The organism is Chelatococcus sp. KU-N122, from assembly GCF_055391085.1.
Window position 1 is genome coordinate 4,330,076 of sequence record NZ_AP043981.1, and the last position, 12,006, is coordinate 4,342,081.

Sequence of the window (12,006 nt, forward strand, 5' to 3'; positions counted from 1 at the left end):
TGCGTAACGGCATCGGCACCTGACGCAGAGGGTTATGTGGGCGTGAACGACACCAATCCCGACTATCTGGAGGTGGGCACGGGCTCCGCCGCGCGCCGGATCGCGCTGCTGCGCAGGCCGGGCCGCGGCCCCACCGTCGTGTGGCTGGGCGGCTTCCGGTCCGACATGCGGGCGACCAAGGCGACCGAGCTCGATCGCTGGGCGGAGCGCTCCGGCCGGCCGTTCCTGCGCATGGATTACACGGCGCACGGAGAATCACCCGGGCGCTTCGAGGATTGCACCGTGTCCACGTGGCTGGAGGACGCGCTCGCCGTCATCGGCGCCTTCGCCGGCGAGCAGCCGGTCCTCGTCGGCTCATCCATGGGCGGCTGGATCGCGCTGCTCGCGACGGCGACGCTGATGCGCGAGCGACGGCCCCAGGCTCCCGGCGGGCTCGTGCTGATCGCGCCAGCGGTCGATTTCACCGAGCGGATGTGGGCTTCCATGCCGGACGAAGGCAAGCGGGCGATTGCCGAGAACAGTGTCTGGTACCGTCCCTCGGCCTATTCCGACGAGCCTTATCCGATCACGCGCAGGCTCATCGACGATGGCCGCATGCACCTCATGCTGGACCGTCCGATCTCGACCGGCTGCCCCGTCCACATCCTCCAGGGCATGCAGGATCCCGACGTGCCGTGGGCGCACGCGATGGAGGTGGTCGAGCACCTGCCGGGGGATTCCGTGAGCCTGACCCTGATCAAGGACGGGGACCACCGGCTGTCGCGCCCCCAGGACATCGATCGGTTGATCGCCGCGGTGGAAGCGATGGTTGCGGATCGCTGACGGGAGCATCGGGTTCGGTCGGAGCTGCCGCTCCTAACGTCTGCCCCGGGCGATAAAAAAGGCCGGGCGGATGCCAGTCCGCTCGGCCTTCCGAAACCATGAGTCCTGCGCCGGCGTCAGTGGACGCTGACGGTCGTCAGGTCCTGCGCCCAGGCATTCGCCAGGGCCGAAGCGCGCGAATCGGTCAGCAGGATGGGCGTGCCGTCGGCGGCGAGCAGGGCGAAAAGCTCGACGCCGGGCTGCAGCGCTGGCGCCTGGGGGAACAGCTGCTGCACGTCTTCCGAGCGGATGGCGCGGACGTAGGCGAGCTTCTCTTCAGTGTCCGCCAGGGTGAGTTCGTTGTCGCTATTCATGTTGTCGTTCATCTCGTCCTCCTCGCACCCTCTGATGAGCGGTGCGCTTGTCCGGCCGCCTCAAGTGCGCGCCGAAATCTCGATCTTACGCACGATGCGCTCGGCATCGGGCCTCACCAGGTCCACGGACAGCAGCCCATTCGACAGGTCGGCGCCGAGCACCTCCATGCCGTCGGCAAGGAGGAACGACCGCTGAAACTGCCGCGCGGCGATGCCCCTGTGCAGGAACTGGCGCGCCTTGTCCTCGACTTGTCGGCCGCGGATCACCAGTTGGTTCTCCTCCAGGGTGATCTCGAGCTGGTCCCGCGTGAAACCGGCCAGAGCAAGGATAATGCGCAGCCGTTCGGGCTCGTTCCCTTCGCGAGGGATGCGCTCGATATTGTAGGGCGGATAGCCGTCCGACGCCGCTTTCGCGGCCCTATCGAGCGCTTGCTCGATTTCGTCGAACCCGAGCAAGAACGGGTGTGAGAACGGCGAAGCTCTGCTCATCGGCGAAGCCCTTTCGAAGGCACTTCGTAGGTTTTGACCCGCTGTTGCGGCGCCGCGACAGATCTAGGCATTGCCGGCTGTATTTCAAGCGCCGTCGGACCGGCCGGCTCCGCCGGCGCCGGCGCGATCCGCCCGCACCATGTCGGCGAGCCCCTGGGCAAGCGACACGGGCGGCGTCCAGCCGAGCGCTTTGGCCGGCCCGATGTCGGCCGCAAACGAGCCGATCAGGCTTTGTGCCATGCCGGCGCGGCCGAGGAGGGTGAGCGCGCCGGCAAGAATGGCCGGCGGCATCGGCAGCAACTGTGCCCGGCGGCCGTGCGCGGCGGCGAGCAGGCGGATGAACTGCGGCGTCGACACGATCTCCGCGTCGGCGAGCAGAAAGGCCTCACAATCGCCGCCGGCCGGCGGATGCGCCAACCGATGATCGATGAAGGACGCGAGGTTCTCGATGCCGAGGAAGGACCTGCGGTTCCTGATGGAGGCGAAGGGCAGCGGCAGCGCTCGGGCGACGGCCCGCGACAGGGCGCGGATATTGGCCTTGGCGGCCGGGCCGTAGACGATGGTCGGCCGGATGATCGTCACCGCCAGCCCGGTCTCCCGTGCCACGGCCGCCAGCGCCGCTTCGGATTCGGCCTTGCTCACCGCATAGGCGCCGCTCGGCGCGAGCGGCATGTCGGGGTGGATGAGCCCGTCGCCGCCCTGCCCATGCACGTAGGCGGTGCTGGCGAAGATGAAATGCCGCACACCGGCCGCCGCCGCCGCCCGCGCCAGCGCAATGGTCGGATCCCTGTTGACCGCACGATAGAGCGCCAGGGCGTCGGCGCCTTCGCCGACGGCACGATGGGCCCGCGCTGCCAGGTGCACGACCGCCGACGCCCCGGCGAGCGCCGGGGCCAGAGCGACGCCTGGCGCAGCGAGATCGCCGACGGGGACGATGTCCGCGCCGAGCCCGGCGGCGGCCTGCCGTACGACGAGCCGCGGCGCATAGCCCCTGGCGGCGAGATACGCCGTCGCATATGTGCCGACGAAACCCGTGCCGCCGGTGATCGTGATGGTGCCTCGGTGTGGTTCGGCCATGTCTCGTTGCTCGGCCATGTCTCGTTGCTCGGCTGCCGGTCGCGGATGCGATTTGAGTCGTCGCGGCGGACGGGCTATGCGAGCCGGGTTCCGCCTCGATGCACGCAACCGGCGCATCGGGCAAGACGGGCGGCGATGCAATCGCCGCCGCGATGATGAAGGCGTGCTGAAGGCGTTCGATGCGAAGCGAGGTCAAAGAGCCGGATGCATCGGGCGCGGCGCAGGTCACGGTTGCCGGAGACGCGGGCGCGGATGCGGCTGCGCCGGGCAGGCGAGGCGCGGACGATCCGGCCCACCAGGCGCGCCGCCGGCGGTTGTCGATCCTGGGCGGCATCGCCAGCACCGCGTTGTTCATCGCGGCGCTGTACGTCCTCTGGCGCACCGTCAGCCAGCTCAACGCAGCCGATGTGAAAGCCGCTTTCTCGAGCGTCACTGCCCGGCAGACCGGCATCGCCGTGCTGCTCACCTTCACGAGCTACGTGCTGCTCACTGGCTACGACTTCCTGGCGCTCCGGCAGATGCGCGTGCGCGTTCCCTATCGCACGACGGCGCTCGCTTCGTTCACCAGCTATGCCGTCAGCTTCACCCTCGGCTTCCCGTTGGTGACGGCGGGCACCGTCCGCTACTGGATCTATTCGGCCAAAGGCCTGCGTGCCTCGCAGGTGGCGACCTTGACCGTGATCGCCGGTCTCACCTTCTGGCTCGGCATGGGCGTGGTCCTGGCCTGGAGCCTGGTGCGGGAGGCGGGCGCCATCGCGGTTCTCGCCCATACGCGCATCTTCCTGAACCAGATCGTCGGCGTCGTCGTCTTCGCCCTGGTGGCCGGCTACCTCGTGTGGGTGTCGATCAAGCACAGGGCCGCGACGATCCAGGGCTGGCGGCTGGAGCTGCCCGGCTTCCGTCTGACGCTCGGCCAGATGATCCTGGGGGCGGGCGATGTCTGCGCCGGCGCCGGCGTGCTCTACGCGCTGCTGCCGCTCGGCCACGGCCTGAGCTACGAGACCTTTCTGGCGATCTACGTCTGCGCCTGCATGCTCGGCATCGCCAGCCACGCGCCCGGGGGGCTGGGCGTCTTCGAGGCCACGATCCTCGTCGCCTTGTCGGCTTTGCCTGGAGAGCGGGTGCTGGGGGCGTTGCTGCTCTTTCGCCTCTATTACTATCTGGTTCCGTTCGTCCTGGCTCTGGTCCTGCTGGGGGGCCACGAGATCAGAAAGCGTTTGCGCGCGCAGATTCGGACGGCACCTCCGTAAATCGGTAGTATCTCTTGGTTAGAACGCCGCAAGGGGATGCTCGCCGCCGGCTGGGAGGTCGTGACCTTGGCACCGCCTGAGCAACGCACGTCTTCCGAGACATCCTTCCAGGTGCGGGCTCTGCGCGGCCGCTACGTTGCCTTGCGTGCGACGGCGACGACGTGCGCCGTCTTCGTGCTGATCGCCATGGCGGAGCATGGCCTCAATCTCTGGATGCTGGCCGCGTCGGGCACAGCCGTCCTGGTGACCCTGTTGCTGTTCAGGGACCGCATGCCGATCGGCGTGCCGGCCGCCGGACGGTCGAGCGACAAGGCGGATGCTGCTGGCATCGCCGCGCTGATGGCCGCCATTCCCGATCCGGCGCTGCTCGTCGACCGCCGCAGCGTGGTGATCGACGCCACACCGGAGGCTCGGGGGTCGTTCCCGACGTTGCGGATCGCTCAGCCGCTGTCCTTCACGTTGCGGGCCCCGGCGGTGCTGGAGGGGCTCGATGACGTGCTCAAGTCGGGCGAAGCGCAGATCGTCGAGTTCTCCCATCGAGGCGCGGCCGAGCGCGTGTACGCGGTCGCCATCACCCCGTTCGTCGTGGCCGGCGGCGACAAGGGCGCGCTGCTGTTCTTTCGCGATCAGACGGCTGCCCGGCGCCTGGAGCACATGCGCGTCGATTTCGTCGCCAACGCCAGCCATGAGCTGCGCACGCCGCTCGCGTCGTTGATGGGGTTCATCGAAACGTTGCAGGGCCCGGCGCGCAACGACGTGGTGGCGCGCGAGCGCTTCCTCGGCATCATGCGCGACCAGGCCCAGCGCATGTCGCGCCTGATCGACGACCTGCTGTCGCTGTCGCGCATCGAAATGCGCGCCCACGTGCAGCCGGCGACGCCCGTGGACGTGCTGGGCCTGGTCAAGCACATCATGGACACGCTGAGCCCGCTGGCCGGCGATCGGGGCGTGGCGCTCGAGCTGGTGGCGCCGTCCACGCCGGTGATCGTCCCCGGCGACCGCGACGAATTGCTCCGGGTGTTCGAGAACCTGATCGAGAACGCCGTCAAGTACGGCCAGTCGGGCAAGCGGGTCGTCATCACCGTGGCGGCGCCCCCGGAAGGGGGGGCGGCGAACGATAATGAGATCTCGATCTCGGTGCGCGATTTCGGCCCGGGCATCGGGCCGGAGCACGTGCCGAGGCTGACCGAGCGCTTCTACCGCGTCGATGTCGCCGCCAGCCGGGAGAAGGGCGGCACGGGCCTCGGGCTCGCTATCGTCAAGCATATCGTCAACCACCATCGCGGGCGCCTGCAAATCGAAAGCGAGCTCGGCCACGGTGCCCTGTTCCGCGTCATCTTGCCCCTCTTCGGCGACCAGAAGGCTGCCGGCCGCATGCAGGGCTGAGCGCGGCAGTCGTTGGCGGGCAAAGGATCTGCCGTGTCATTCGACTGTCATCGAGAGGTCATACGTAGGCCGCGCAAAGGGGCTTCACTGTACGCGAGCAACTGGCGCGGCCGACCGTCGGCAATGCCTGAGGCCTATTGCAACCCCTTAAGGAGAGACCCCGTGAAGTTTCAATCGTTCATCGCTGCGGCCGGTATTGCCGCCGTCGGCTTTGCGACGCTGTCCTTCGCCGCCGAAATCTCCGGCGCCGGCGCGAGCTTCCCCTATCCCGTGTATGCAAAGTGGGCCGAGGCCTACAAGAAGGATTCGGGCGCCAGCCTGAACTATCAGTCGATCGGCTCGGGCGGCGGCATCAAGCAGATCCAGGCTCGGACGGTCACGTTCGGCGCCACCGATGCCCCGCTGAAGGGCGAGCAGCTTGAGAAGGACGGCCTGATCCAGTTCCCGATGGTGATGGGCGGCATCGTGCCGGTCGTGAACCTCGAGGGCGTGCAGCCGGGCCAGCTCGTCCTGGACGGTCCCACGCTCGCCAAGATCTTCCTGGGCGAGATCAAGACGTGGGATGACGCCGCCATCAAGGCGCTCAACGCCGGCGTGAACCTGCCGTCGACGGCGATCGCGGTGGTTCGTCGTTCGGACGGCTCCGGCACCACCTTCAACTTCACCGACTACCTGAGCAAGGTGAGCGCGGACTGGAAGTCGAAGGTCGGCTCCGCGACTGCGGTCGAGTGGCCGGTCGGCCTCGGCGCCAAGGGCAATGAGGGCGTGGCCGCCAACGTCGCGCAGACCAAGGGCTCGATCGGCTACGTCGAGTATGCCTACGCCAAGCAGAACAAGCTGCTTTTCGCCAAGATGAAGAACAAGGACGGCAAGGTCGTCGGTCCCGAGACCAAGTCGTTCCAGGCGGCCGCCGCCAATGCCGACTGGAGCTCGGTCCCGGGCTTCGGCGTCATCCTGACCGACGAGCCGGGCGCCGACTCCTGGCCGATCACGGCTGCCACCTTCATCCTGATGCACAAGAAGCCGCAGGACGCGGCGGCGGCTGGCGAAGCGCTCAAGTTCTTCGGCTGGGCCTATGCCAAGGGCGCCGGCCTCGCCGAGGAGCTCGACTACATCCCCATGCCCGACAAGGTCGTCGGCCTGGTCAAGAAGGAATGGGCTCAGGTGGTCGACGCCAGCGGCAAGCCGGTGATGCCGGCGGCCTCCAACTGATAGTCGATCTGTCGAATGCGGCAAGGCGGTAACGCCTTGCCGCGTCATTTCACTTCGATCATGCGTCCCGCCTTCGCCCCGTTGGGTCTCTTGAGTGAACGCGGGTAGGGCATGTCCGACGTCCGGGAACGATCACCGATGGCTGATGTAGCGCTGAACTCCAGTACGGCCGAGCCGGCGGCGAAAACCGTCGACCGCGCGTCGGTGCTGCGGGGCTTCCGAATGGGGGACCTCGCCTTCTTCAACCTGACGCGCGGCGCCGCCTTTCTTGTGCTGGTGCTCCTTGGCGGCGTCATCATTGCCCTGATCGCCGGCGCGCTGCCCGCGCTGCGGGAGTTCGGTTTCGGCTTCATCACATCGCAGTCTTGGAACCCGGTGACCGAGAAGTTCGGCGCCCTGGCGCCGATCTACGGCACGCTGGTGACCTCGCTCATCGCCATGCTGATCGCCGTTCCCGTGGGCCTCGGCATCGCCATCTTCCTCACCGAGCTGTGCCCGCCGTTTCTGCGCCGGCCGATCGGCATCGCCGTGGAGCTCCTGGCCGGCATCCCGTCGATCATCTACGGCATCTGGGGCCTCTTCGTCTTCGCGCCCTTCCTGCAGGGGACCTTGCAGCCGTTCCTGATCTCGGTGTTCGGTAACGTTCCCGTCCTGTCGTCGATCTTCGCCGGCCCGCCTTACGGCATCGGTATCCTCACCGCCGGTCTCATCCTGGCGATCATGGTGCTGCCGTTCATCACCTCGATCTCCCGCGACGTGTTCGAGACCGTGCCCCCGGTGCTCAAGGAGGCCGCCTACGGCGTAGGCTGCACCACGTGGGAAGTGATCCGCAACGTCGTCATCCCCTACACCCGCGTCGGCGTGATCGGCGGCGTCATGCTGGGCCTCGGCCGGGCCCTGGGCGAGACCATGGCGGTCACCTTCGTCATCGGCAACGCCCACAAGATCTCGGCGTCGATCCTGCAGCCGGGCACGACGATCTCGGCCACAATTGCCAATGAGTTCACCGAGGCCGTGGGCGATCTCTACACCTCGTCGCTGATCGCGCTCGGCCTGCTCCTCTTCGTCATCACCTTCATCGTTCTCGCATTCGCGCGGCTCATGCTGCTGCGTCTCGAAAAGCAGCAGGGGAAGTGAGAGCATGACCGCGCGCGTATCATTCGCGGGGCGCAAGCGCTCCAACGGCGTCATGATGGGTCTTTGCTGGGCCGCCGCAGCCTTCGGCTTGACCTGGCTGGTGATCATCCTGGCGACCCTGCTGTGGGAGGGCTTCAGCGGCCTCAGCGCCGCAGTGTTCACCCAGAACACGCCGCCGCCGGGGTCGGCCGGCGGTCTCCAGAATGCCATCGTCGGCAGCCTGATCATGACGGTCATCGGCGTCCTGATCGGCACGCCCATCGGCATGCTGGCCGGCACCTACATGGCGGAATATGGCCGGCACACCAGGCTGACGACCATCGTCCGCTTCATCAACGACATCCTGCTCAGCGCCCCCTCCATCGTCGTCGGCCTCTTCATCTATGAGGTCCTGGTGGTGCAGATGGGCCACTTCTCGGCAATCGCCGGTGCGGCGGCGTTGGCGGTCATCGTGATCCCCGTGGTCGTGCGCACCACCGAGGACATGCTGCTGCTGGTTCCCAACCCGTTGCGCGAGGCGGCCTCGGCCCTTGGCATGCCGCGCCACTTCGTCATCCGGCGGATCGCCTATCGGGCGGCTCGCGCCGGCATGATCACCGGCGTGCTGCTCGCCATCGCCCGTGTCTCCGGCGAGACCGCGCCGCTGCTGTTCACCGCGCTCAACAACCAGTTCGGCAGCACGAACCTGAACGGGCCGATGGCGAGCCTTCCGGTCGTCATCTTCCAGTTCGCTCTGTCGCCCTACGCGGACTGGCAGAAGCTGGCCTGGACTGGAGCGCTCATCATCACTCTAGCCGTGCTGACCCTCTCCATTGCGGCGCGCGTGCTTTCTGCGAGGACCCAGAAATGAGCGAATCCAGCGTCTCCGCCATCGAAATCGCGGCCTCTAAGCCGGCGGCCTCCAATCAGGGCCTCAAGGAGAAGATCTCGGTCCGCGACCTGCGCTTCTACTACGGTGACTCGCTGGCGCTGAAGGGGATCAACCTCCCGCTCTATGACCGCAAGGTCACCGCCTTCATCGGGCCTTCCGGCTGCGGCAAGTCCACCCTGCTGCGCATCCTGAACCGGATGTATGATCTCTACCCGGGGCAGCGCGCGGAGGGCGAAGTGTTGCTCGACGGCGACAACATCCTGGCGCCGAAGCAGGACCTGAACATCCTGCGCTCGCGGGTCGGCATGGTGTTCCAGAAGCCGACGCCGTTCCCGATGAGCATCTACGACAACATCGCCTTCGGCATCCGCCTGTACGAGAAGGTGCCGAAGAGCGAGCTCGACGACCGCATCGAATCCTCGCTGCGCCGCGCGGCGATCTGGGACGAGGTGAAGAACAAGCTCAACGCGAGCGGCTTGAGCCTCTCGGGCGGTCAGCAGCAGCGCCTGTGCATCGCCCGTACCGTGGCGATCCGTCCCGAGGTCATCCTGCTCGACGAGCCGTGCTCCGCGCTGGATCCGATCTCGACGGCCAAGATCGAGGAGCTGATCGACGAGCTCAAGAGCGACTACACGATCGCCATCGTCACGCACAACATGCAGCAGGCGGCGCGCGTGTCCGAGAACACGGCCTTCATGTATCTGGGAGAGCTGGTCGAGTTCGGTCCGACGTCGAAGATCTTCACGTCGCCGACCGACTCGCGCACGCAGGACTACATCACCGGGCGCTTCGGCTAGAGCGCTTCGCGGTTGGGTGGACCCACCCAATCGCAAAGGAAGCGCTCCAGGTGAAAAGAGTTGGAGCATTTTTCTGCAATTGGATGACCTCATCCAATTGCGAAATGCTCCAGGGACGGCGCCTCCGGTTCCGGTCGCGGCGGAGGCATTTGAATATCGAGACCGAGAGCATGTGGGTCTTGGCGAGCCGCCTTTGACCAATCAGCACCATGCTTGAACGAACCAGGAGCAGAGTGCGATGACCGAGCATACCGTCTCCGCCTTCGACACCGAGCTGTCTTCGCTGCGGAGCACCGTGGTGGAGATGGGCGGCTTTGCCGAAAAGATGTTGGACGACGCGACGCGGGCGCTCGTACGCCGGGACACCGAGTTGGCGCAGTCGATCATCGCGGCCGACATCCGTCTGGACAATCTCCAGCGCGAGGTGGAGGAACGTGCGGTCCTGACCATTGCGCGGCGCCAGCCGATGGCCGTCGACCTGCGCGAGATCATCTCCGCCATCCGTGTCGCCGGCGACATCGAGCGGATTGGCGATCTCGCCAAGAACATCGCCAAGCGCGCGGTGGCCATCGGCAGCCAGTTCCAGCCGCCGAAGATCGTCGTGGGCGTGCAGCACATGAGCGATCTGGTGCAGGAGCAGCTCAAGGACGTGCTCGACGGCTACACCCAGCACGACGCCAACGTCGCCCTCGAGGTCTGGAACCGGGACGGCGACATCGATGCGCTCTACACCTCGCTGTTCCGCGAGCTGTTGACTTACATGATGGAAGACCCGCGCAACATCGGCTTCTGCGCGCATCTGTTGTTCTGCGCCAAGAACATCGAGCGCATTGGCGATCATACGACCAATATCGCTGAAACCATCAACTACCTCGTTACCGGCGAGCCTCTGGGCCCGGAACGCCCCAAGGCCGACAAGTCGAGCTTCACGACGATCGACGCGACGAAGAGCTAACGGAATGGTGGGGGGATGGGGACACGCATTCTGATCGTCGAGGACGAGGAGCCGTTGAGCCTGCTGCTGAGGTACAATCTCGAGGCGGAAGGCTATGACGTCGACACGGTGTCCCGGGGCGACGATGCCGAGATCAGGCTGCGGGAGCTGGTGCCCGATCTCGTGCTGCTCGATTGGATGTTGCCGGGCTTGTCCGGCATCGAGCTGTGCCGGCGCATACGCTCCCGACAGGAAACGGAGCGGCTGCCGGTCATCATGCTGACCGCGCGTGGCGAGGAAGCCGAGCGTGTCCGCGGCCTGGCGACCGGGGCCGACGACTACGTCGTCAAGCCGTTTTCGGTGCCGGAATTGCTGGCGCGCGTGCGGGCGTTGCTGCGGCGTGCCAAGCCGTCCCACGTCGCCAACCTGCTGACGGCCGGCGACATCGAGCTCGATCGCGAGACGAGGCGGGTGCGGCGTTCGAGCCGCGAGCTGCACCTCGGGCCGACGGAGTTTCGCCTGCTCGAATTTCTGATGCAGAGCCCCGGACGGGTGTTCTCCCGCGAACAGCTGCTCGACGGCGTGTGGGGCCACGACGTCTACATCGACGAGCGGACCGTGGACGTGCATGTCGGCCGCCTGCGCAAGGCGATCAACCGGCCCCGCAAGCCCGATCCGATCCGCACCGTACGCGGCGCCGGCTACGCCTTCGACGAGACCTTTGCGCGGGATTGAGGTTGTGCGGGGCGCCGATGTCGCGCCCCGTCTCTGCCCGTCTGTCGCCGTCATGACCACGGGCGAGCCCCCCTCATGACAGCGGGGAAGCGCACTTCAGATTCGACAAGTTGACGTGCGTCTACCCGATCAGATGGGCTCATCTGATCGGGTAGACATGCTCCAGATTCAAAACGTTATGAGCATTTCTCTGCCATTGGATGATCTCATCCAATGGCGAAATGCTCTAGCTCTAGCGCCTGCGCCGCTCGGGCGGCTGATAGGCGATGCGGGCGTGGTGGCTGCAGTAGGGCTGCCCGGGGGTCGTGCGATTGCCGCAGAAGCGGAACTCGGCCGACGTCGGATCTCCCAGCGGCCAGCGGCACATGTTCTCGCGCAGCTCCGTGATCGTCACGCGCTCGGACATCGGCACCACGACATCGGGCAGCGTCCGGGCGGCCGGCGGCGCGTACTCGTCGGGCTCGATACGCATGCTGACGGCGAGCACGGTATTGCCCTGGACGGCCGGGCCATGGGTCGGCCGCGCTGTCGCTACGGCGGGGCGGGGGGGCGTCCCCACGCTCTTGCGGGGCTTGGGCGTGCCGGACGCCGGCGCCTTCGCCCGTCCCGAGAGGCCCAGGCGATGGACCTTGCCGATCACCGCGTTGCGCGTGATGCCACCCATGGCCGTTGCGATCTGGCTGGCGCTCAACCCCTCGGCCCATAGCCGCTTCAGCAGCTCGACGCGGTCATCGCTCCAGATGTTTCCAGGATCGTTCATCCGCCCCTCCGTGCTCAGCGCCGCCATTGGGAATCCCTCCGCGATTGCGCACGCTCCTCGTCGCAGCGCAGCGGGACCATCACCAATGACCGGTTTACCCACGACATGTCGTGGTTCACACGCAGGACCATACAAGATGACGCAAGTCTGCGCCAAGACCGGCCCCGGTGCGGTGGATGTTTT

General features: G+C 66.7%; 13 protein-coding genes. 9 read left to right on the forward strand and 4 right to left on the reverse strand.

Annotated elements, in window-relative coordinates; translation table 11 throughout:
• The first annotated feature begins 42 nt into the window (after window positions 1–42).
• A complete protein-coding gene (locus ACZ5PO_RS19485) occupies window positions 43–822 on the forward strand; it encodes an alpha/beta hydrolase (RefSeq protein ID WP_464196447.1) in 780 nt (259 codons plus the stop codon).
• 116 nt (window positions 823–938) lie between these two features.
• On the opposite strand, the gene ACZ5PO_RS19490 is transcribed toward ACZ5PO_RS19485, so the two are convergent.
• The 3 genes from ACZ5PO_RS19490 to ACZ5PO_RS19500 all read right to left on the reverse strand — a co-directional run bounded on the left by ACZ5PO_RS19490 (window position 939) and on the right by ACZ5PO_RS19500 (window position 2,741).
• Window positions 939–1,187, reverse strand: a complete 249-nt coding sequence (locus ACZ5PO_RS19490; RefSeq protein WP_464196449.1) for a BQ00720 family protein — start codon at window positions 1,185–1,187, stop codon at window positions 939–941.
• 48 nt (window positions 1,188–1,235) lie between these two features.
• Window positions 1,236–1,664: an Hsp20 family protein gene (locus tag ACZ5PO_RS19495; protein WP_464196451.1), complete on the reverse strand. Its 429-nt coding sequence runs from the start codon at window positions 1,662–1,664 to the stop codon at window positions 1,236–1,238.
• An 84-nt stretch (window positions 1,665–1,748) separates the two neighbouring features.
• Window positions 1,749–2,741: an NAD-dependent epimerase/dehydratase family protein gene (locus ACZ5PO_RS19500; protein ID WP_464196453.1), complete on the reverse strand. Its 993-nt coding sequence runs from the start codon at window positions 2,739–2,741 to the stop codon at window positions 1,749–1,751.
• A 179-nt stretch (window positions 2,742–2,920) separates the two neighbouring features.
• Here ACZ5PO_RS19500 and ACZ5PO_RS19505 point away from each other — a divergent pair, with 179 nt between their 5' ends.
• From ACZ5PO_RS19505 to phoB, 8 genes are all read left to right on the forward strand, one after another.
• Window positions 2,921–3,991, forward strand: coding sequence for a lysylphosphatidylglycerol synthase domain-containing protein (locus tag ACZ5PO_RS19505; protein ID WP_464196455.1), 1,071 nt, complete (start codon window positions 2,921–2,923; stop codon window positions 3,989–3,991).
• A gap of 66 nt (window positions 3,992–4,057) precedes the next feature.
• The gene (locus ACZ5PO_RS19510) at window positions 4,058–5,377 is read left to right on the forward strand and encodes an ATP-binding protein (protein WP_464196457.1); all 1,320 of its coding nucleotides are present in this window, start codon (window positions 4,058–4,060) and stop codon (window positions 5,375–5,377) included.
• Between the two features lie 162 nt (window positions 5,378–5,539).
• On the forward strand, window positions 5,540–6,589 hold the full coding sequence (gene pstS, locus ACZ5PO_RS19515) for a phosphate ABC transporter substrate-binding protein PstS (RefSeq protein WP_464196459.1): 1,050 nt from the start codon (window positions 5,540–5,542) through the stop codon (window positions 6,587–6,589).
• A gap of 138 nt (window positions 6,590–6,727) precedes the next feature.
• Entirely contained in the window at window positions 6,728–7,726 is a 999-nt protein-coding gene (pstC, locus tag ACZ5PO_RS19520) for a phosphate ABC transporter permease subunit PstC (protein ID WP_464196461.1), read from the forward strand.
• A gap of 4 nt (window positions 7,727–7,730) precedes the next feature.
• A complete protein-coding gene (gene pstA / locus ACZ5PO_RS19525) occupies window positions 7,731–8,576 on the forward strand; it encodes a phosphate ABC transporter permease PstA (RefSeq protein WP_464196463.1) in 846 nt (281 codons plus the stop codon).
• Window positions 8,573–9,394 (forward strand): phosphate ABC transporter ATP-binding protein PstB, encoded by an 822-nt coding sequence (pstB, locus tag ACZ5PO_RS19530; RefSeq protein ID WP_464196465.1) that lies wholly within the window; start codon window positions 8,573–8,575, stop codon window positions 9,392–9,394. Before pstA ends, pstB begins: the two co-directional genes overlap by 4 nt.
• A gap of 238 nt (window positions 9,395–9,632) precedes the next feature.
• Window positions 9,633–10,349 carry a phosphate signaling complex protein PhoU gene (gene phoU / locus ACZ5PO_RS19535; protein WP_464196467.1) on the forward strand — a complete coding sequence of 239 codons (717 nt, stop codon included), beginning with the start codon at window positions 9,633–9,635 and terminating at the stop codon, window positions 10,347–10,349.
• 15 nt (window positions 10,350–10,364) lie between these two features.
• Entirely contained in the window at window positions 10,365–11,063 is a 699-nt protein-coding gene (gene phoB, locus ACZ5PO_RS19540) for a phosphate regulon transcriptional regulator PhoB (protein WP_464196469.1), read from the forward strand.
• Between the two features lie 232 nt (window positions 11,064–11,295).
• Here the strand turns inward: phoB and ACZ5PO_RS19545 are convergent, their stop codons facing one another.
• Window positions 11,296–11,823, reverse strand: coding sequence for a GcrA family cell cycle regulator (locus tag ACZ5PO_RS19545; protein ID WP_464196471.1), 528 nt, complete (start codon window positions 11,821–11,823; stop codon window positions 11,296–11,298).
• Between the last annotated feature and the right edge of the window lie 183 nt (window positions 11,824–12,006).

Excerpts from the sequence above, each read along its gene's own strand:
- ACZ5PO_RS19490 (WP_464196449.1), bottom strand. The coding sequence starts at position 1,187 with ATGAACGACAACATGAATAGCGACAACGAACTCACCCTGGCGGACACT.
- ACZ5PO_RS19495 (WP_464196451.1), bottom strand. The coding sequence starts at position 1,664 with ATGAGCAGAGCTTCGCCGTTCTCACACCCGTTCTTGCTCGGGTTCGAC.
- ACZ5PO_RS19500 (WP_464196453.1), bottom strand. The coding sequence starts at position 2,741 with ATGGCCGAACCACACCGAGGCACCATCACGATCACCGGCGGCACGGGT.
- ACZ5PO_RS19505 (WP_464196455.1), top strand. The coding sequence starts at position 2,921 with ATGCGAAGCGAGGTCAAAGAGCCGGATGCATCGGGCGCGGCGCAGGTC.
- pstC (WP_464196461.1), top strand. The coding sequence starts at position 6,728 with ATGGCTGATGTAGCGCTGAACTCCAGTACGGCCGAGCCGGCGGCGAAA.
- pstA (WP_464196463.1), top strand. The coding sequence starts at position 7,731 with ATGACCGCGCGCGTATCATTCGCGGGGCGCAAGCGCTCCAACGGCGTC.
- pstB (WP_464196465.1), top strand. The coding sequence starts at position 8,573 with ATGAGCGAATCCAGCGTCTCCGCCATCGAAATCGCGGCCTCTAAGCCG.
- phoU (WP_464196467.1), top strand. The coding sequence starts at position 9,633 with ATGACCGAGCATACCGTCTCCGCCTTCGACACCGAGCTGTCTTCGCTG.
- phoB (WP_464196469.1), top strand. The coding sequence starts at position 10,365 with ATGGGGACACGCATTCTGATCGTCGAGGACGAGGAGCCGTTGAGCCTG.
- ACZ5PO_RS19545 (WP_464196471.1), bottom strand. The coding sequence starts at position 11,823 with ATGAACGATCCTGGAAACATCTGGAGCGATGACCGCGTCGAGCTGCTG.